The 20,361-nt window shown below is 34.0% G+C and carries 23 protein-coding genes; 12 read left to right on the forward strand and 11 right to left on the reverse strand.

Features of this window, described 5'->3' with window-relative positions; genetic code table 11:
* Positions 1–6 precede the first annotated feature (6 nt).
* Genes V1T75_RS15610 through V1T75_RS15625 form a run of 4 tightly spaced genes read right to left on the reverse strand, consistent with a single transcriptional unit; the run spans position 7 to position 4,378 of the window.
* Positions 7–1,074, reverse strand: coding sequence for a cytochrome-c peroxidase (locus V1T75_RS15610; RefSeq protein ID WP_330489427.1), 1,068 nt, complete (start codon positions 1,072–1,074; stop codon positions 7–9).
* Between the two features lie 7 nt (positions 1,075–1,081).
* Complete coding sequence (locus V1T75_RS15615) at positions 1,082–1,840, reverse strand: MbnP family protein (RefSeq protein ID WP_330489428.1); 759 nt, start codon at positions 1,838–1,840, stop codon at positions 1,082–1,084.
* A gap of 3 nt (positions 1,841–1,843) precedes the next feature.
* Positions 1,844–3,169 (reverse strand): hypothetical protein, encoded by a 1,326-nt coding sequence (locus V1T75_RS15620; protein WP_330489429.1) that lies wholly within the window; start codon positions 3,167–3,169, stop codon positions 1,844–1,846.
* Entirely contained in the window at positions 3,170–4,378 is a 1,209-nt protein-coding gene (locus tag V1T75_RS15625; RefSeq protein WP_330489430.1) for a choice-of-anchor B family protein, read from the reverse strand. It abuts the gene before it with no gap.
* A gap of 139 nt (positions 4,379–4,517) precedes the next feature.
* Between V1T75_RS15625 and thiL the strand changes: the two genes are divergently transcribed.
* From thiL to V1T75_RS15670, 9 genes are all read left to right on the forward strand, one after another.
* Complete coding sequence (gene thiL, locus V1T75_RS15630; RefSeq protein WP_330489431.1) at positions 4,518–5,567, forward strand: thiamine-phosphate kinase; 1,050 nt, start codon at positions 4,518–4,520, stop codon at positions 5,565–5,567.
* Between the two features lie 157 nt (positions 5,568–5,724).
* The gene (lysM, locus tag V1T75_RS15635) at positions 5,725–6,195 is read left to right on the forward strand and encodes a peptidoglycan-binding protein LysM (protein ID WP_330489432.1); all 471 of its coding nucleotides are present in this window, start codon (positions 5,725–5,727) and stop codon (positions 6,193–6,195) included.
* Positions 6,196–6,347: 152 nt separating this feature from the next.
* Complete coding sequence (locus tag V1T75_RS15640) at positions 6,348–7,247, forward strand: DMT family transporter (RefSeq protein WP_330489433.1); 900 nt, start codon at positions 6,348–6,350, stop codon at positions 7,245–7,247.
* 31 nt (positions 7,248–7,278) lie between these two features.
* A complete protein-coding gene (locus tag V1T75_RS15645) occupies positions 7,279–8,145 on the forward strand; it encodes a YicC/YloC family endoribonuclease (protein WP_330489434.1) in 867 nt (288 codons plus the stop codon).
* Between the two features lie 2 nt (positions 8,146–8,147).
* Positions 8,148–8,747, forward strand: coding sequence for a guanylate kinase (gene gmk, locus V1T75_RS15650; protein WP_330489435.1), 600 nt, complete (start codon positions 8,148–8,150; stop codon positions 8,745–8,747).
* Between the two features lie 31 nt (positions 8,748–8,778).
* Positions 8,779–9,363: a nicotinate (nicotinamide) nucleotide adenylyltransferase gene (nadD, locus tag V1T75_RS15655; RefSeq protein WP_330489436.1), complete on the forward strand. Its 585-nt coding sequence runs from the start codon at positions 8,779–8,781 to the stop codon at positions 9,361–9,363.
* 48 nt (positions 9,364–9,411) lie between these two features.
* Positions 9,412–10,275: a M23 family metallopeptidase gene (locus V1T75_RS15660; protein ID WP_330489437.1), complete on the forward strand. Its 864-nt coding sequence runs from the start codon at positions 9,412–9,414 to the stop codon at positions 10,273–10,275.
* 13 nt (positions 10,276–10,288) lie between these two features.
* Complete coding sequence (locus V1T75_RS15665) at positions 10,289–11,785, forward strand: GH3 auxin-responsive promoter family protein (protein WP_330489438.1); 1,497 nt, start codon at positions 10,289–10,291, stop codon at positions 11,783–11,785.
* A 10-nt stretch (positions 11,786–11,795) separates the two neighbouring features.
* A complete protein-coding gene (locus V1T75_RS15670) occupies positions 11,796–12,362 on the forward strand; it encodes an MOSC domain-containing protein (RefSeq protein WP_330489439.1) in 567 nt (188 codons plus the stop codon).
* Here V1T75_RS15670 and V1T75_RS15675 read toward each other — a convergent pair.
* From V1T75_RS15675 to V1T75_RS15700, 6 genes are all read right to left on the reverse strand, one after another.
* The gene (locus tag V1T75_RS15675) at positions 12,352–13,107 is read right to left on the reverse strand and encodes an HD domain-containing protein (protein WP_330489440.1); all 756 of its coding nucleotides are present in this window, start codon (positions 13,105–13,107) and stop codon (positions 12,352–12,354) included. The two genes, V1T75_RS15670 and V1T75_RS15675, sit on opposite strands and share 11 nt — an antisense overlap.
* Before the next feature lie 69 nt (positions 13,108–13,176).
* Positions 13,177–13,773: a TetR/AcrR family transcriptional regulator gene (locus tag V1T75_RS15680; RefSeq protein ID WP_330489441.1), complete on the reverse strand. Its 597-nt coding sequence runs from the start codon at positions 13,771–13,773 to the stop codon at positions 13,177–13,179.
* Between the two features lie 205 nt (positions 13,774–13,978).
* Positions 13,979–15,550 carry a S41 family peptidase gene (locus tag V1T75_RS15685; RefSeq protein WP_330489442.1) on the reverse strand — a complete coding sequence of 524 codons (1,572 nt, stop codon included), beginning with the start codon at positions 15,548–15,550 and terminating at the stop codon, positions 13,979–13,981.
* Positions 15,537–15,968 (reverse strand): deoxycytidylate deaminase, encoded by a 432-nt coding sequence (locus tag V1T75_RS15690; protein ID WP_330489461.1) that lies wholly within the window; start codon positions 15,966–15,968, stop codon positions 15,537–15,539. The genes V1T75_RS15685 and V1T75_RS15690 overlap by 14 nt, the downstream gene beginning before the upstream one ends.
* Before the next feature lie 65 nt (positions 15,969–16,033).
* Entirely contained in the window at positions 16,034–16,615 is a 582-nt protein-coding gene (locus V1T75_RS15695; RefSeq protein ID WP_330489443.1) for a HupE/UreJ family protein, read from the reverse strand.
* A gap of 8 nt (positions 16,616–16,623) precedes the next feature.
* Positions 16,624–17,085: an Lrp/AsnC ligand binding domain-containing protein gene (locus V1T75_RS15700; RefSeq protein ID WP_047789927.1), complete on the reverse strand. Its 462-nt coding sequence runs from the start codon at positions 17,083–17,085 to the stop codon at positions 16,624–16,626.
* Positions 17,086–17,146: 61 nt separating this feature from the next.
* Here V1T75_RS15700 and V1T75_RS15705 point away from each other — a divergent pair, with 61 nt between their 5' ends.
* Together V1T75_RS15705 and V1T75_RS15710 are read left to right on the forward strand one after the other, a co-directional pair.
* Positions 17,147–18,403: a Y-family DNA polymerase gene (locus V1T75_RS15705; RefSeq protein ID WP_330489444.1), complete on the forward strand. Its 1,257-nt coding sequence runs from the start codon at positions 17,147–17,149 to the stop codon at positions 18,401–18,403.
* 26 nt (positions 18,404–18,429) lie between these two features.
* Positions 18,430–18,888, forward strand: a complete 459-nt coding sequence (locus tag V1T75_RS15710) for a LexA family protein (RefSeq protein ID WP_330489445.1) — start codon at positions 18,430–18,432, stop codon at positions 18,886–18,888.
* A 169-nt stretch (positions 18,889–19,057) separates the two neighbouring features.
* On the opposite strand, the gene V1T75_RS15715 is transcribed toward V1T75_RS15710, so the two are convergent.
* Positions 19,058–19,468, reverse strand: coding sequence for a BrxA/BrxB family bacilliredoxin (locus tag V1T75_RS15715; RefSeq protein ID WP_330489446.1), 411 nt, complete (start codon positions 19,466–19,468; stop codon positions 19,058–19,060).
* A gap of 118 nt (positions 19,469–19,586) precedes the next feature.
* Between V1T75_RS15715 and V1T75_RS15720 the strand changes: the two genes are divergently transcribed.
* Positions 19,587–20,348 carry a TerB family tellurite resistance protein gene (locus V1T75_RS15720; protein ID WP_330489447.1) on the forward strand — a complete coding sequence of 254 codons (762 nt, stop codon included), beginning with the start codon at positions 19,587–19,589 and terminating at the stop codon, positions 20,346–20,348.
* The last annotated feature ends 13 nt before the right edge of the window (positions 20,349–20,361 follow it).

A 20,361-nucleotide genomic window follows, 5' to 3' on the forward strand; every position in this document is an offset into this window, starting at 1 on the left:
AGGGGATTATTGTTGAAATTTAGGATTGTTTACAAAATTAGCATCAGAAAGACTTAACAAAAAAGCTTTTAAATCTGCTTTGTCTTTGTTTGAGAGTTGTACCCCTCCCTGATTCGCTTTTTTCATCAAAGGGTCGATAGTAGCAGACAGTTTTAATCCTTCAGAATAATGATTAATTACTTCTTCTAAAGTAGTAAATCGCCCGTCATGCATGTAAGGTGCGGTAAATTTTAAGTTTCGTAAGGATGGACTCCTGAACTTTCCATTATCGTTAGGGTCACCAGTAACAGCGCCTAAACCTAAGTCGGTAAAAGTTTCATCTAAACCATTGTTATGGAATTTATTGTCTGTCCATAAAGGGTTGTTGTCACTTCCATGACAGTGAAAACAATCTCCTCTAGTTTCATCCATAAACACATTAAATCCGTTTTGTTCTTCAGGAGTTAATTCGATTTTGCCTAAAAGATATTGGTCAAACTTTGAGTTTCCTGAAATTAGAGTTCTTTCAAACTGGGCAATTGCTTTGGTAACTAAGGTAGAGTCTATTTTCGATATGCCGAAAGCTTGTTGAAAAAGCGTAGGGTATTCAGCGTGTTCTTGTAGTTTTCTAGCTACATTTTTCCAATCACTATGCATTTCAATTGGATTGCGAACTGGGGAAAATGCTTGACGTTCAATACTGAGTTCTTTTCCATCCCACATAAAACGTTCGTCAAAGTTCCAAGCTAAATTAAATAATGGCATTGAGTTTCGTGTTCCAAATTTACCGTCGATACCTTCGCTAAAGCGAGTGTCGTCGGTAAAAGCGTTTTTTGGGTCGTGGCAACTGGCACAAGACTGTGTATTGTCTTTTGATAAAATAGGGTCGAAAAACAATTTTTTACCTAAGAATATTCCTTCTTCTGTTAAAGGATTGTTAGTAGGAATAACAGGAGCAATTAATTTTTGTTGAAATAGCTCTGGAATTTCTAAACTAGTGGGAATAGGGGTGTATACATTCTCTTCTTCTCCTTTTGAAGCACAACTGATTAACAGGGAGAGTAGTAAAGAAAAATAGATACTTTTTTGTGTCATGTTATTTTTATTGAGAAATAGTACCTAAGCTAAATACCCCGCTTTTTCCATTTTCAGAAATATCTTTCTGAGCTTCAAAATCCATCATTAAATCAACGCTTTTTTCGTTTAAATCCCAGTCGTTAGGGGTTTTAAACCATCCAGCTACATTCATTTTAATTTCTATTGTAGCGTTGTTTTTTAAGAGGATAGAGCCAGTTTGAATTCCAAAAGAAGTATCTAGAATAGAATCTTTTTCCTTATTGTAAGCTCTTACCGCATGGAAATTGTAAGGGTTTTCAACTCCTAGTGTGTCTTTGTACTTACCGTCTAGTTGCATGTAGTGGTACCCTCCACCCATCATATCGGGTACATTCCAATCAGCAGAGTTTAGGTCTGGATATACTCCGCTTTGGTTATCACTATTATTAAAACCGAAAGTAAAAAGTAGTTTATAGCTTCCTTCTGATACTTTTTTAGAAAGAGCATAGGTTAAACTGTCTGGTTTACTCACATCTATTAATTTATAACTATCAAATTTTGTTGTGTCTCCTAATCCATTAACAAGACTAATACGTGAGATTAAATAGCGTAGTCTGCTTATAGAAAGTTTACTTCCTGTTTTGTTGGTGAACTCGGTGTTCTCTAAATCAGACTTCTCAATTGAAGTACCATCCCAGTTTTGACTAAATTTTAGCTTCACCGAAACGTCTTTAATAGGTTCGTCATTATCTGAGCTACAAGAAAAAAGTAATGCACTAAGAAAGAAAGTTAAAAAATATTTCATTTATTATTTTAGTTTGATAATTAATAGGTCTGAAAAACCTTTGTTAGTTGTTATGTCTTGATTATTACTGCTACTTTCACCTACGGCAATAATACTCCCATTTGATAATTCAACCGCATCGTAACAAAAATCTATTTCTGTACCTCCTACTGTTTTTTGCCATAAGAGATTTCCGTTTGTATCAATTTTCATAATCAATGCGTCATTTTGCCCTTTATTGGTAAAGCTGTTGTCTGCACTTCTTGAGCTACCGGAGATTAAAAAATTTCCGTTTACTGTTTTTTTAATTGATCGACCAACGTCAAAGCTAGAACCTCCATAATTTTTTTGCCAAAGCAATTCTCCTTGACTCGTTATTTTTAGAGCCCATAAATCGGCACCACCATTATTGTGAGAAATATCCTGATTAGAGCTACGTGTATCTCCTACAATAATGAAATTTCCATCATTGGTTTTAGTTATTGCTCTAGCTTCATCAATTTCTGTACCACCAAAAGATTTTTCCCAAAGTAAATTTCCGCTTTTGTCAGTTTTAACAATCCAAAAGTCGTAAGAGCCTTTGTTATTTTTGATGTCTACATCATTGCTGTCAGAAGAACCAATTAATAAATAGCCGTCAGTAGCTTCAACTATGTCGTAACAAGTATCGGTATTTGTTCCTCCAAAGTATTTTCTCCATTCAATAGTTCCGTTAGTATTGAGTTTGATACCCCAATAGTCACCACCCGCATGCTTTGAAGCTTGTTTTGAGTTGCCTAAACCTCCAGATGCAGTAACATCTAGAATACTTCCAACAAAATAGCCTCCATCAGAAGTTTGGATTATTGAAAATCCCTGATCAGCTCCAGAGAAACCAGTAGTTGTTTTCCAAAGTACCGTACCATTGCTATCTAGTTTTAATATCCAAACGTCATCAAACCCTTCATTCGTTCCTAAGTCTCCATCAGCGCTTTTTCCATGGCCCACAATAACAAAGCCATTATCGCTTGTCTTGATAATTTTACGCGCTTTATCGTCTTTTGACCCCCCATAGGTTTTTTGCCATATAAGATGGTCGTTTGCATCAAACTTTAAGACCCAAAAATCGTATTGAATTGTGTTACTAGTGGTTTCTATATCTCCATCAATACTTTGAGTATAACCAGCCACAATATACCCTCCATCGGAAGTATTTACCACACTGTTACCTCTTTCGTTTACCGAGCCGCCAAAAGTTTTAATTAAGGCAACTTCAGGAGTCTTAGAAGAGGAGTCAAATTGTATGCCTTCTTCTTTACCGCAGTTGTATAGAAGAAGCGAGAAAAACAATAATGAAAGTGTTTTGAGCATTTATTGTTTTTTAAGAATAAATAACCCTCTGTTAATGTCGCTTACAACAATTTTTCCACTTTTCAAATATGGATACACACTCCAAACACCGTTAAAATCTGCCTGGTCATTTTCTGGGTGTGTGTCAAAAAAACCTGTTTCGGTAATGGTTTTACTTTCAATGTTTGAAATATCAATAAAACGTACGCCAGCGTTATAGTTTGCTAAATAAAAAGTACTTCCTTTAACATACCCATTATGATCAATAGCTTCGGTAGGGCCTGTATAGATAAAATGTTGTTTTGGGTTGTCTAAATCAGAAAAGTCAAAAACAATTGTTCTTGTGTTATTGCCAAAATTTTGTTCGTCTAACTCATCTCCTAAAATAAAATATTTCTGATTTTCAGTAAACCAACCTTGATGAGTGTACCCCACGTTTGTATACGAAATTTTAGAAATGGTTACAGGATTGGCTTTGTCGGTAATATCTACAATTACAACTTCATTTTCATTACTACCTATTAATATTTCTTTACCAGTGTAGTCTGTATCCGGACCGTTGTAGGTAACTACTTGTGCATCATGACTGTAGTTGTCCATTCCCCATCCGCCTTCACTTAGAGGGTTTAGAGGGGTTTGTATATTGATGAATAAGGGACCTCCTTTATAAACTCCAGACCTATTGGTGCCTACTGGGTAGGCATATCCTGAGCTTTCATTAATAACAATGTTGTGTGCGCTACCAAAATCAGTAAAGTGTTTATCAGCTGTAAAGATTATTGGAGGGTTTGTCACATTTCTAAGTTTTGTTAAGTCAAATACTTGCATACCATGGTTTGTTGCCTCACTAACAATAAAAGCATGGTTGTTGTATACTTTTACATCCCACCAATCTTTACTTACGGTTGCAGTAGGAAGTTTGCCTAAGTAAATAGGATTTTCTGTATCGGTAATGTCTACAAAGGTAGTTCCATTATCTACGCACATAATAGCGTATTCCTTATTAGTTGTCGCGTCTGTCCAACCCCAACAATCGCTTCCACTAACAGCATCAAATGTGCTTAAAGGGATGTTTAATAATAAATCATAATTATTACAAGGGTACATTCCTGCTTTACCATTAGAACACGTGGTTTTGTTGGTCTTTATAGGGGGTTCATTAGAAGAGGAAGAACAGGAAGTTAAAATGAACATCCCAACTAAAATAAATAGAATCTTAAGGTTTTTCATAAATCGGGGTTTAAAATCACTAAATTAGGTAATTAACTACTTATATAACATACAAAAACAACAAAACCCTATATTTATTTTGTGTAGATTACCTTATGCAATATACTTCTTTTTGTTCGTTAGTCGTTATCTTTGCAGCATGTTAGAAGATAAAAATCAAGAAAGAACTTCGTTAGCTGAGCTTGGAGAGTTTGGGTTAATACACCATTTAACAAAGCATTTTAAAATGTATCATTCGTCAACAGTTAAGGGAGTTGGAGATGATGCTGCTGTAATTAGCACAGCGGGTAAAGAAACTGTAATTACTACTGATTTGCTGGTAGAAGGAGTGCATTTTGACTTGAGTTACATGCCTTTGAAGCATTTAGGATACAAAACGGTAATGGTTAATTTATCGGATGTGTATGCTATGAATGCTAATGCGGAACAAATTACTGTATCTATTGCTGTGTCTAACCGTTTTCCTCTTGAGGCGATTGAAGAATTATATGCAGGAATACAATTAGCGTGTGATACATATAAAGTAGATTTAGTAGGAGGAGATACGACCTCTTCAACAAAAGGAATATTAATTTCTGTTACAGCTATTGGTACTGCTAATAAAGAAGATGTTGTGTACAGAAATGGGGCTAAACCCACCGATTTAATAGTAGTTTCTGGCGATTTAGGCGGTGCTTATTTAGGGTTGCAAGTGTTAGAGCGTGAAAAGCAAGTGTTTCAAGTAAATCCTCAAAACCAACCAGATTTAGATAAGTATGCTTACATAATCGAGCGTCAACTAAAACCTGAGGCACGTAAAGATGTTCCTAAGTTATTAGAGGAGTTAGAGGTGAAGCCAACTTCAATGATTGATATTTCTGATGGGTTGTCTTCTGAAATTATGCATATTTGTACGCAAAGCAAAGCAGGATGTAAAATATACGAGGATAAGTTACCGTTAGATCCTCAGGTAATTTCTACTTCTGAGGAGTTTGCTATGGATAGTACCATGATAGCTTTAAGTGGAGGAGAAGATTATGAACTATTATTTACAGTTTCTATTGATGATTATGATAAAATAAAAGGAAATCCTAATTTAACAGTTATAGGTCATATTACTGAAGAAAATGAAGGGATGAACTTGGTAACCCGTGCCAACCAAGAGATTGAATTAAAAGCGCAGGGTTGGAATTCTTTTGATAAAAAGTAAGGAATAGTCCAATAAAGATAGATTAAGCACCCATACTTGGGTGCTTTTTAGTTTCAAAAGATCTTTTTTAAATTCTTTTAGAATACGAATTTTGGTATAAAAATTGTATCTTAGTCAGACAGAAAAAAAGAATATTAACAAAAAATCAAAAAAGAGAATGGGAATTTTTTCATTTATTAAAAATGCCGGAGCAAAAGTTTTTGGTATCGGAAAAACAACTGAAGAAGAAGCAACAGAAAAAGCTGCAAAATTGGTAGATGCAGTAAATAAACTAGAGCTTTCCGTTGAAAACTTAGCGGTCAGTGTAGACGATGATAAAGCTACAGTAACAGGAGAGGCGGCAGATTTAGCCACTAAAGAAAAAGTAGTTTTAGTAGTTGGTAATACAGAAGGAATTGCTTCTGTAGAAGACAATATGACCGTTAAAGAAGTTGAGGTTATCGAAGAGGCAGCAATGGCTCAGTTCCATACAGTAGTAAGCGGAGACTCGTTAAGCAAAATTGCAAAAGAGTTTTATGGAGATGCTATGAAATATCCAGTAATTTTTGAAGCTAACAAGCCAATGTTAACACATCCTGATAAAATTTATCCAGGACAAGTATTAAGAATACCACCTTTAGTGGACTAATCAAAAGTTAATCAACCAAAGAAAAAGCACTGCATTAGCAGTGCTTTTTTGGTTCGTATAAAGAGATATCTTAAGATTAGTACAGGGTAAAAAAGTAATAGAAAAGAAGAATATTATCATCATCTTTGCACTTGTTTTTAAAACTACTAAAAATGAACCAAAGAGCGTTAGCATTAACGGCAGCATCTATCGCGACACTTATTTACGGAATTACCTTTACGATTGCGAAAGAAGTAATGCAAGGATATATTCAACCCTTTGGTTTTATATTACTTCGTGTTGGAGGGGCTACTGTGATTTTTTGGTTATTAGGACTTTTTGTCAAAGGAGCATCGATTGAGAAAGCAGATTACAAACGAGTAGCAATGGCGGCCTTTTTTGGAATTGCTTTTAATATGCTTACTTTTTTTAAAGGGTTGAGCTATACTACACCAATCAATGCCTCAGTTATGATGGTCACTACTCCTATTTTAGTGTTAATTTTTGCGAGTATTCTTTTAAAAGAGCAACTAGTCTTAAGGAAAATTGTAGGAGTGATTATTGGGATGATCGGGGCAATAATTTTAATAGCTTACGGAACTCCACTCAAAGAAGGTGCAACAAACATGGTATTAGGAAACTTTTTAGTGTTTGTTAATGCAGCATCCTACGGTATGTATTTGGTGGTGGTAAAAAAGCTTATAGGAAAATACAATCCGATTGTTTTCGTAAAGTGGTTATACCTTTTTGGATTGATAATGGTGCTTCCTTTTGGGTTCGTTGAATTGTTAGAAGTGCAGTGGCAAACAATGCCAGTTTTAATTTTATTAAAGGCAGGTTTTGTGGTGTTGTTTACTACTTGTATAACTTACTTGTTTAATTTATTTGCACTATCAAAACTGAAACCAACCACAGTAAGCGTGTTTATGTATTTGCAACCTGTTGTGGCAGCAATTTATGCATTGATTGTAGGAAGTGATCATTTAGATGTAGTTAAAATAGGCGCAGCATTATTAATTTTTTTAGGGGTGTTCTTGGTTACTAAACGCCCAGCTGAAACTCCCAATAAATAAACGTATCTTTGCAGATTATTAAACCGAAGTTATGATACAGTCAATGACGGGTTACGGTAAATCCGTACTTCATTTACCCTCTAAAAAAGTAACAATCGAAATTAAATCTTTAAATAGTAAAAATTTAGATTTAAATACCAGAATTCCTTCATACTACAGAGAAAAGGAGTTGAGTGTTAGAAAAAAATTAGCAAGTAATTTAGTGCGCGGTAAAGTAGATTTTTCTATTTACGTAGAAATGACTGCAGATGAAACTTCCACTACGGTAAATACTGGGGTAGTACGAGACTATATGCAGCAATTAAGAAATGTAACCCAAGTAGGAACTTCTGATGATGTTGAGTTAATGAAAATGGCAGTTAGAATGCCAGACGCATTAAAAACTGAGCGTGAAGAGTTAGATGAAGAAGAATGGAAGCAAATAAATGCTCATATAGATGAAGCGTTAAAAGAAATTATTCAATATAGGGTAGACGAAGCAAAATCGTTAGAAGAAGATTTCAAAACAAGAATATTCAATATTCAATCAGCTTTAGAAGAAGTTAAAAAGTTAGACGGTGATAGAATTGAGCACGTTAAAGAACGTTTGCAAAAAGCATTAACTGATTTAAAAGTTGAGGTTGATGAAAATCGTTTTGAGCAAGAGCTAATTTACTATTTAGAAAAGCTAGACATTAACGAAGAAAAAGTGCGTTTAGCTAATCATTTAGAATATTTCTTACAGCAACTAGCAACTGAAGATTCTAACGGTAAAAAGCTAGGATTTATCGTGCAAGAAATTGGAAGAGAAATCAATACTACTGGGTCGAAAGCTAACTTTGCACCAATGCAAAAATTAGTCATCCAAATGAAAGACGAGTTAGAAAAAATAAAAGAACAAATTTTAAACGTTTTATAAACATGTCGAAAGAGTTTAAAGGAAAATTATTTGTGTTTTCAGCACCATCAGGCTCAGGTAAAACCACAATCGTACGTCATTTATTGGCACAGAAACGGTTTAAGCTTGAGTTTTCAATTTCAGCAACGTCTCGTGAACCGAGAAGTAATGAGGAAGATGGGGTAGATTACTATTTTATTTCTATTGGAGAGTTTAAGAGGAAAATAAAAAACGACGAGTTTTTAGAGTGGGAAGAAGTTTATATGAATAACTTTTATGGAACGTTAAAAACAGAAGTTGAACGAATTTGGGCACAGGGAAAACACGTGATTTTCGATATTGATGTTAGAGGAGGACTTAGAATTAAAGAAAAATTTCCAGAACAAACATTGGCTGTATTTGTGAAACCACCAGACATCAATGAACTTATAAAAAGATTAAAAAACAGAGGAGAAGAGAGTGATAAAAAAATTGCTGCAAGGGTAGCAAAAGCGCCTATTGAATTAGCAACAGCTCCTCAGTTTGATAAAATCATTAAAAATTACGACTTATCAGTAGCTCTCCAAGAAGCAGAGGGTTTGGTAGATGATTTTTTAGGAGTTTCTAAAGAAGGAGCAGAGTAAGAAGAAAGATAAATATCTAGTATCTATTCATATGAAAAACATCGGGTTATACTTCGGTACTTTTAATCCAATTCATATTGGGCATTTAATTATAGCCAATCACTTAGTTGAAAACTCAGATTTAGATGAAATTTGGATGGTGGTTACTCCTCATAATCCGTTTAAAAAGAAAAGCACATTGCTAGAGAATCACCACCGTTTAGAAATGGTGTATTTAGCTACTGAAGAGTATGAGAAAATTCAACCTTCTGATATTGAATTTAAACTTCCTCAACCCAATTATACCATCAATACATTGGCTCATATTTCAGAGAAGTTTCCGAATTATAAGTTTAGTTTGATCATGGGAGAAGACAATCTGAAAAGCTTGCATAAATGGAAGAATTATGAGGCTATTTTAGAAGATTATAACGTATATGTTTACCCAAGAGTTTCAAAAGGTGAAGTAGAAAATCAATTCAAAAATCACAAGAAAATTCACAGAGTAGAAGCGCCTATTGTACAAATATCTTCAACCATGGTTCGCAACGCTATAATGGAAGAAAAAAACTGTAAGCCTCTCTTGTCTGATAAGGTTTGGAAGTATATAGATGAGATGAATTTTTATAAAAAATAGTTAGGCCATTTTTTCGTTGTATATTTGAAATCCAAACAAGTATAAAACGTGGCAAAAAATAAAAAAAAGCGAAAGCTCAAACAAAAACTTACTGATAAATATCGCTTAGTAATTATAAATGAAGATACGTTTCAAGAACGGTTTTCTTTAAAATTATCACGATTAAACGTTTTTGTATTTGGAGGAGTGTTTTCTATTCTTCTTATAGTACTTACCACTTTGTTAATTGCATTTACGGGGATACGAGAATACATACCAGGATACTCTTCAACAGCCCTAAAAAAGAAAGCGACCCGTTTAACATACGAAGCAGATTCGTTAAAAAACAGGCTCTCTGTTATTGAAAGGTATACGAAAGCTTTAAAACCTGTTTTAACAGGACAAATAGAGCCAGAAAAAGTAGATTCAATAACTAATGAAATGAAAACTATAGCGTTTGATGAGGGTAAGTTACAAGCATCGAAAGAAGATTCATTGTTTAGGGAGAAGATTCAAGGGAGAGATTTGTTTCCTTTGTATAATGGAGGAGCAAATAGAGTGAAAAACGTATTCTTTTCACCGCTAACAGGAAGCATATCACAGCCGTTTGACGTCAATGACAAACATTATGCGATAGATATTGTTGCAAAAACAGGAACCCCCGTAAAAGCAGTAGCTGATGGGACGGTTATTTTAGCAGAATGGACAGCAGAAACAGGGTATGTATTAACCATACAGCACGCTAACGAATTTATATCGGTATACAAGCATAACGGAACCTTATTAAAGCAACAGGGAGATGTTGTAAAGTCGGGAGAAGCAATTGCAAGTGTAGGGTCTACAGGAGAACTAACCACCGGTCCTCATTTACACTTTGAGCTATGGAATAATGGGTTTCCTGTTAATCCGACTAATTATATAGATTTTCAGTAAATAAAAAGAGAGCATGAGCATAAAATCAATATTAGCAATTCCATTTGCAAAAATTGTTCGTAAACAAGTATATAAATGGGCAAATACTCCTCATAAAACACAGGAAAAAGTTTTTCAATATTTGGTTACAGAAGGGTGTAAAACGGCTTTTGGGAAAGATCACGATTTTGTGTCAATCAATACTTATGAAGACTTTAAAAAAAGGGTTCCGATTAACGATTATGAAGGGTTGCGTACCTATGTAGACCGAGTGGTTGCTGGAGAAGAGAATGTTTTATGGAAAGGAAAGCCTTTGTATTTTGCGAAGACTTCTGGAACAACTTCAGGCGCAAAATACATTCCAATAAGTAAAGAATCAATGCCTACGCATATTACAGCAGCTCGAAATGCTTTGTTGTTTTATATCACAGAAACAAACGATGCTAGTTTTGTTGATGGAAAAATGATTTTCTTACAAGGAAGTCCCGTTTTAGAAGATAAAAACGGCGTAAAATTAGGGCGATTAAGTGGAATAGCAGCACATTATGTTCCCAACTATTTATTAAAAAATAGGTTGCCTAGTTGGGAAACGAATTGTATTGAAGATTGGGATGTCAAAGTTGATAAAGTAGTTGAAGAAACTTTGTCAGAAAACATGACGGTTATTAGTGGAATTCCATCTTGGGTGCAAGTGTATTTTGAAAAACTGATAGAAAAAACAGGAAAAACTGTTGCTGAAATTTTTCCGAACTTTAATTTCTTTGTGTATGGGGGGGTAAATTTTGACCCCTACAAGAACAAATTCGAAACGTTGATAGGGAAAAAGATAGATTATGTAGAACTGTACCCAGCATCTGAAGGGTTTATTGCATACCAAGATTCACAAACAGAAAAAGGAATGTTGTTGCAATTAAATTCAGGTATGTTTTATGAGTTTATTCCTGCCAAGGAGTTTTTTGAGGAGAATCCAACTAGAATTTCATTAAAAGACGTTCAGCTAGGAGTGAATTATGTCATTATTTTAAATACGTCAGCAGGTTTATGGGGGTATAATATTGGCGATACAGTAGAGTTCACTTCTTTAAAACCTTACAGAATAAAAGTAACAGGACGTATAAAACACTTTATTTCTGCTTTTGGAGAGCATGTGATAGGTAAAGAGGTTGAAAAAGCATTGAATGATGCTATCAAAGGAACAGCTGTAAATATAAGTGAATTTACAGTGGCTCCGCAAGTAAATCCTGAAAGTGGATTGCCATACCATGAGTGGTTTATAGAGTTTGAAAAAGAACCTGTAAACATAGATGAGTTAGCATCTAAAATCGATGCTTCCATGCAAGAGCAAAATGTATATTATTTCGATTTAATTAAAGGGAAGATTTTACGTCCGCTTATCATTAGAAAAGTACAAAAAGGAGGCTTTCATGAATATATGAAGTCTATTGGGAAGTTTGGTGGTCAGAATAAAATTCCACAATTATCTGATAATCGAAAAATTGCAGATGTGTTGCAAAATTTTTTAGTAGAATAACAAGTATAAAATGAAAATTGTAGCTACCAACATAGGAGAAAGAAAAGAAGTAAATTGGAAGGGTAAAATAGTAACTACCGGTATTTTTAAGTTTCCGGTGGAAGAGCCTCTTTTTTTAGGTGTAGAAAAAGTTAAAGATGATGCAATTTGTGATAGAGAGCACCATGGAGGAATAGACCAAGCTGTGTATGCCTATTCAGAAAAGCATTATGCGTATTGGAAAGAATTGTATCCTAATTTAGATTGGAATTATGGAATGTTTGGTGAAAACTTAACGGTTTCTGATTTAGCGGAAAGTCAATTGCATGTGGGAGATACTTTTAAAGTGGGAGAAGTTATTATTGAGGTTACCAAACCGCGTCAGCCTTGTATGAAATTGGGGGTGCGTTTTAACGATATGAAGATTGTAAAACAGTTTTGGCAGCAAAACTCACCAGGGGTATATTTTAAGGTACTTCAAACAGGTTTTGTAACATCTGGTGATACATTTGAACAAATAAAAAGCTGCCCTCAAAACCCAACCATTGAAGAGGTTTATAAAAGTAAGAGGGAAGCAAAGTTTACCTCTAAGAAGTAAATTTTTTAGAATCTAAAATATTTTTTGAAGCCATTGAGGCAAATCCCATTTTGTATAAAATATCAGCTCTGGTATTTTCTTTGTGATTTAATGTTTCCATGGTTTCAATAATATCTTCTTTAAAACCATTTCTATGATAGGTTTTATGAACTTCTTTGATAAAAGAAGTTGGAACTTGAAAATAGTGTGAGCCAATAACATCCATGGCAGCACCTCTTGAAAGTAGATAAGCTTCGTTACCAAACCTCTTTTTATTCACCGTAGGATACAAGTGCATGTCAATAGCAGTTTTAATGGCAGAAGCTTTGTTTTCACTGTCGTACTTCTTTACAAAATCATTTGAGAAAGAACCTCCGTAATTGGCAAAGCATTGTTTACTGCATATGTGGTTGTGGGTATTTGTTAAACCAATATCATGTAGCATTGAGGAAACAAATAGTAACTCTTCATCATAATGTAGCTTTTCTGAAAGAGCAATACCTGCAGACCAAAAGAAGGTTCTATAAGAATGGTAAAGCAATATAGGGTTGCATAACTCATTTGCCTCTTCTAAAGCTAGTTTAGATAATCTGGAATCTGGAATATTTATAGTATTAATATCAAACATTATTTTAGATTTAATACCAATTTTATACAGCGTTTTAGTGAAACTCTCTTTTAATTTGGAGGTTATTAAAAGCTTTTTAAACTGCTGGATTTCTTTTCTGTTGAGTACAGACGGACTATACTTATTATGTATTTGCATTGCTTTTTTTTTTAGAACAAAGCAAAGATAAAATAAAAACATACTAACTAGTATGTTTTTTTTGTTGGTTTAAGATTCTTTTAAAATAGTTAAGTAAAGTTTTAATTGCTTTAAATAATGAGTATATGTGTTTGCTTTATTACTTAATTTACCAAGGGCTCTGGCTCCCCAATAACTAGCAATGATAAAGTTGGCAACCTCTTCAGCGTTGTTATTTGTATTAATAGTATTGTTTTGTTGTTCTTTGCTAATAGAAGTTGCAATAGCATTTGTCCATAATGATTTAGCTTCGGCAAGAGCTTCTTTAAAATCATTGTCTAAAGGCGACATTTCTTGGGTTAAATTAGCTAGTGGGCAACCATGTTCTATGGTTAAAAAAGAGTTGTATAGAAGTAATTCTTCAATCATTGTATATAAAGCATCACATAAATTTGTTGAGGTAGTAAGAGAACTGATAGAAAAATCGATCGTTTTGGGTTGTATTACCTCTTTAATAACAGCGAGCCCCATTTGCTTCTTATTTTTAAAATGATAATAAAAAGCACCTTTTGTAACTTTAGTAGTAGCTATAATTTCGTCAATACTGGTAGATTGATACCCTTTCTTATAAATAAGTTCAAAAGCTTGTTGTAAAATAGTTGCTCTTGTGTTCACAGATTTTTTCATTCGTTGTAGCTTTTCTTTATTAACTTACAGGTAGTACAAATGTACTATTATGTACATAACAAAGTAATGCTAAGCCTACGATTTAGACTAAAAAAAACTTTTAACTAGGAGCATTCCATCTGCGTAAGAAGTTCTCAAGAATGCAACTGAAGAATTTAAAAGCAAATACGAAGGGAATTAAGTGCCAAGACTATTTTAAGTATTTCTATTCTTTTTGTTGCTGTTCTAGCTCAAATACTTTTTGTAGCATCTTATCATCTCGCTGGTCTACTTTATACAAACCTTCGTCACTAAACAATTCACGAGCTATTAATACTTTTAAGTTGTTACGAAGTTGATTTTTTGTTTTTTCAGAAAGTCTAAAGCTTTTCAACTCTGCTAAGAATTTATCAGAAATCTCATTGCTTTTATCAAAGTTACTAATAAAATCGTCAACGGTTAATGAAGCGAGTTTTTTACGATTGTCATCTACATACGAAAAAGCGAAATCATTTAAAGGACGGAAGAAAATTGTAGGAATATAGGCTGAGGTATCTACCGCTACAAAATAATCAGGAATAATTCCGCCCCCGCCATATACTGTTTTTCCTTTAGGAGTAGTGTATTTTAAGCTATCAATAGTTTTAATACTGTCTTTGGTAAATAACTCTCCATTTTCTAATCGATGTTCAAAATCGTGACTGTATTCTTCTGAATCAGCGTCTTTTTTATAAGGCTTTTGAATAGAACGTCCTGTTGGAGTATAATACCTAGCAGTAGTTAATCGTACTGCGGATCCATCTCCTAAGTCCATTTCTTGCTGTACCAACCCTTTCCCAAAAGAACGACGACCGATAATAATTCCTTTGTCATTGTCTTGTAAAGCACCTGCTACAATTTCAGAAGCAGAGGCAGAGTTTTCATCAATTAGTACATATAACCCACCGTGCTCAAAATCGCCTTTATCAGTAGCAAAAGATTCTACAATATCTCCTTTGTTATTTTTTGTAAATACGATAAGCTTGTCTTTTTCTAAAAACTCATCTACAATATCATTAGCAATATCAATAAAGCCACCACCATTTCCGCGAAGATCTAAGACCAAATCAGTCATTCCTTTGGTGAGTAATTTGTTTAAAGAAGATTTAAATTCAAGATAGGTGTTACGAGCAAAACGATCTAACTTTATATAACCAATACTATCGTTTAGCATATAGGCAACATCAACACTTTTAATATTTACTTTACCACGATTAATAGTAATATCAAAAATACTATCGTTGGTTTTCCTGTAAACCTGTAAGTTTACTTTGGTATTTGGCTTCCCTTTTAAAGCTTTCATTATTTGGGAAGTTTGTAGTTTTTTTCCGTACAGCGTATCTTTATCGGCAAGTAAAATTCTATCGCCTGCTTTAATTCCTGCTTCAATACTTGGTCCGCCCTTAATAGGTTCTATAACAGTAATGGTATCACCAATCATACGAAACTGAACACCAATTCCTACAAAATTACCTTGCATATTTTCGGTAACCAATTGTAAGTTTTCCTTAGGTATGTATACAGAATGAGGATCTAATTTACCCAACATTTCGGCAATGGCTCCGTCTAATAAGTCATCTGTGTTAACATCATCAACATAATCACTTTGAATGTAGTCAATTAAACGTTTTATTTTTCGTTCACTAGACGAGCTTTTTCCAATAAGACTACTTGAATTTCCGTTGCTAAAAAAGGTTCCGATAAGAATACCAAAAACCACTGCAATCGATAAATATATAGGTAAATTATTTTTGTTCATAAGGTAAATAGGTCAGTTCAACACCCGCTTTCTCTAAAAAATCTAATCCTGATCGGTCTTTATATGCCTGTGCGTACACTACGCGTTTTATTCCTGCTTGATGTATTAATTTACTACATTGTTGGCAAGGAGAAAGTGTAATGTATAAAGTAGCGCCTTTACACGACTGCGTAGAAGAAGCTACTTTTAAGATAGCATTGGCTTCGGCATGTAATACATACCATTTGGTGTACCCTTCTTCATCTTCACAATAGTTTTCAAAACCAGAAGGAGTACCATTATAACCATCAGAAATAATCATTCGATCTTTAACAATTAAGGCACCTACTTTTTTACGAATACAGTGTGAAAGTTGTCCCCATTCATTTGCCATTTTTAAATAGGCAATGTCATATTTTAATTGTTTTTTCTTCAAAATTTTCAGTACGATTTTTCTTAGATAAGCTAAGGTAGTTAGATTTGAGTTAGTTAGGCGTTAATTTTTTACCAAAAAACACGATCAAACATCATTTGTAGGGCGAACCCAATTACGATTGAAGACATGATTAAAATCCAATCACGACGGTTTACACTAAAGATTGATTGTACTAAGGCTCCAATTAATAAAATACCTAGCACAATAATAAGTTGTGCCACTTCTACTCCTAGAGCAAATTCTACTAAGGGCAAAAATTTATCGGAGGTTTTTCCGATCATAATTTTAAAGTAATTAGAAAAACCAAGTCCGTGAATTAGTCCGAAAAATAAAGCAAAAAATAAATTCTGATTTTCTTTTCCTACCGATGCTTTTTTTGCGGTTAATACATTCATTAATCCCGTAATAAAAATAGTTAACGGAATTAAAAATTCAATTAAATCTGCTCGTACATTTAATATTCCATATGCTGAAAGAGCTAGGGTTATTGAGTGTCCAATAGTAAACAACGTTATTAACCATAAAACTTTTGTCCACTGTTTAAATTGATACACAACAGCTAATACAATTAAGAATAAAATGTGGTCATAGGCTTTAAAATCTAGTACGTGAAACAAGCCCATTTTAAAGTAGAAGATAAAATCGTTCATTCGGGGTTTTAAATTTTTATTTGTCGATCTATTTGTTGGTCTAAAGATATAAAAGTTTCGGTTCTTGAAACTCCTTTTATGGTTTGAATGTCCTTATTTAACAAATGCATTAAGTCCTCGTTGTTTTTGCACAAAATTTTAATAAAAATGGCATAGTTACCCGTAGTGTAATGACTTTCTACAATTTCAGGAATTTCTTTTAAACGCTTAATTGCTGAAGAGTATAAGCTAGAAGAGTCTAAAAATACGCCAACAAAAGCCGTAGTAGTATATCCTAATGCTTTTGGGTTTAATATCATTTTATAACCATCAATTAAATCTGATTCGTCTAGTTTTCGCAATCGTTGATGAATGGCAGCACCTGATATTCCAACTTCTCGGGCGATACTTAAAATAGGCGTACGAGCATCTTTTACAAGACGTTTGATAATTATTTTATCAATTCCGTCAATTTTTAATTTTCTAACCATGAAACAAAAATAAGGAAAGTTAGTTAGAGTTCATTTTTCAATATTCTGTACCTTTACAACTATGTATGCGTTGGTAGACTGTAATAACTTTTATGCTTCTTGCGAGCGGGTTTTTAATCCGAATTTGCAAGGAAAACCCGTAGCTATTTTAAGCAACAACGATGGGTGTGTTATTTCAATGAGTGATGAAGCTAAAGATTTACAACTTCCATTTGGAGCTCCTATTTTTAAATGGAATCAGTTCTGTAAAAACAATCACATCTCAGTGCTGTCGTCAAATTACCCGTTGTATGGTGATATGAGTGCTAGAGTGATGAAAATTTTAGAACAGTTTTCTCCAGATGTGGAAGTATACTCTATTGATGAAGCGTTTTTACAATTCAAAGGGTTTGATGAATATAATTTTAATTCTTACGGAACCGAAATTAGAAGTAGAATTTTACAATGGACAGGTATTCCAACCTGCGTAGGAATTGCACCTACTAAAGCGTTGAGTAAAGTTGCGAATAAAATTGCACGAAAATTTTTGAGAGAAACAGGAGGAGTGTATGTAATTGATTCTGAAGAAAAAAGAAGTAAAGCATTAAAATGGATGCCCATAGAAAGTGTTTGGGGAATTGGGAGAGGTATACAAAAGAGGTTGCTTGCTAAAGGATGTAAAAAAGCATACGATTTTACACAGTTAAGTGACGATTGGGTGTTGAAAAATCTTTCTATAACAGGTTGGAAGTTGAAAAAAGATTTAGAAGGAGAGTCTAAAATACAGCTAGATGAGCCTACTAACAAAAAAGCAATAGCAACAACTCGTAGCTTTGAATACACGTTTTCGGACTTGGATAATATTAAAGAAAGAATCTCAACGTTTGCAGTAAGTTGTGCAGAAAAATTACGCAAGCAAAATTCTTGTTGTCATATGATCATTGTGTTGTTGCGTAGTGATTATCATAAAAAAGAGACTGAACAACACCGAGTAAGTAAAACAGTTGTGCTTCCGTATCCGACAAATTCTACATTAACTATTAGTAAAAGTGCGGTACAAGCAGTAACCACTATTTTTAAAAAAGGAATAAAATATAAAAGAGCAGGTGTAATTGTAACAGGGTTGGTGCCTTCAGATAATTATCAATTAAATATGTTTGTAAAGGAAGACCCGAAGCATGCTTCTTTAATGAATACAATTGATAAAATGAATCAGACGTATAAAGCCGATAAGATTAAATTAGCTAATCAAGATTTGCAGCGTACTTGGAAGATGCGTCAAGAGCGATTATCGCCAAAATACACTACCAATATTAACGATATAATCAAGGTAAAGTAAGTTTATACAAATAACAAATAATTAAGATGTTACGAAAATTAAAACAAGTAAAAGCATCAGATGCATTGACTTTTTTCTTGCCAAAAGAGGTAAGTGAAAGCGAAGGGGCTATTTTAATAGAAACCGGTATTTCAGCCGGATTTCCTTCTCCTGCGGATGACTTTAAGGAAACACGTATTTCGTTAGATGAAGAACTTATAAGGAATAAAGAAGCAACTTTTTTTGCACGTGTAAGTGGGCAATCGATGATTGGTGCAGGCTTGGATGATAATGATTTGCTGGTGATTGATAGAAGTATTCCACCTACAAATAATAAGATAGCCGTTTGTTTTTTAGATGGAGAATTTACAGTAAAACGTTTACGAGTTGAAGGAAATGAGGTATGGTTACAGCCCGAAAACCCAGCTTATCCAATTATTAAAATTACAGAAGAAAATAATTTTATCATTTGGGGAATTGTTACCAATGTGATTAAGAAAGTATAAAAGAGAGCCAAGATTGCTTTGCTGTTAGACAGAAGAATCAAGACTTTTTTTAGAAAGATCAAAGAGTCAATCTGAATTTTGTGTGAAGAATCTCAAAATAAAAAAATCCAGCAAACTGCTGGATTTTTTGTCTTTATTCTTTACTCTAAAATCTTGTGTCTTAAAAAGCTTAACAAAACTCGTCGTATGCTGCTGCTAAGTTTTGAGCAATGGCTTGTGCAGAACGTCCTTCAATATGATGACGCTCTAACATGTGTACCAAATTACCATCTTTAAATAAAGCAATGGCAGGAGATGATGGAGGGAAAGGAATCATATATTCTCTTGCCTTCGCTGTAGATTCTTTTTCTACACCTGCAAATACAGTAGTTAAGTTCGTAGGAGTTTTTTCAGCTCCTAAAGAGGCAATAGCACCAGGTCTTGCAGTACCTGCAGCACAGCCACAAACAGAGTTTACCATTACCAACGTCGTTCCTTCTTTGGCCAAAGCATTGTCAACATCTTCAGCAGTATATAAAGCTTCAAAACCAGCATCAATTAATTGATCGCGCATTGGTTTTACTAATTCTTCTGGATACATATTTTTGAATTAAAAATTTAAGGCAAAGATACTTCTTTTCACGGCAACAATCAACCCGAAATAAGTATGGAGATAGATTGGTAATGTTTTATCTTTGTGACCTCTTAAAAAACAAACAATGGGAAAATTTGCAAAATGGCTTGGAGCAGGAGCTGGCTTTACCTTAGGGGGACCAATAGGAGCTATTATAGGGTTTGCTGTAGGAAGTTTTATTGATGGGATTTCTGTAGAAGATTTTGTCCAAGAACAGCAAGAATATCAAAAAAAGACAGGAGGTCAGCCAAGAAGGGGAAGAGCTACGTCTGGTGATTTTGAAATAAGTTTATTAATACTGGCATCGGTAGTTATCAAATCTGACGGAAAGATAGATAAGCGAGAGCTGGATTATGTTCGTGCATATTTTGTAAAAATGTATGGTAAAGAGCGAGCAAATCATGCATTTAAACTGTTTAACGGGATTATAAAAAAACAAATATCTACACGTCAGGTTTGCTTACAAATACGCCAGTACATGTCGCATGCTACACGATTACAGTTGTTGCATTTTTTATTTGGAATAGCCAAAGCAGATGGACAAGTAACTCGTGTAGAAGAGGAAGAAATTAGGAAGATAGCAAGCTATTTGTATATTAATGAATATGACTATTCTTCAATCAAGGCAATGTTTTATGATGAGTCTGACAGTGCTTATAAAATGCTTGAAATAACAAAAGAAACTACGAACGACGAAGTAAAGAAAGCGTATCGAAGAATGGCTAAAAAATACCATCCAGATAAATTACAAAACTTGGGAGATGAGCATAAAGAAGGAGCTAAAGAGAAGTTTCAAAAAATACAGGCAGCATATGAGCAAATAAAAAAAGAACGAGGAATGAGTTAAAATTCAAAAAGAT

It is taken from the genome of Tenacibaculum sp. FZY0031, from assembly GCF_036350695.1.
Classification (GTDB): Bacteria; Bacteroidota; Bacteroidia; order Flavobacteriales; family Flavobacteriaceae; genus Polaribacter.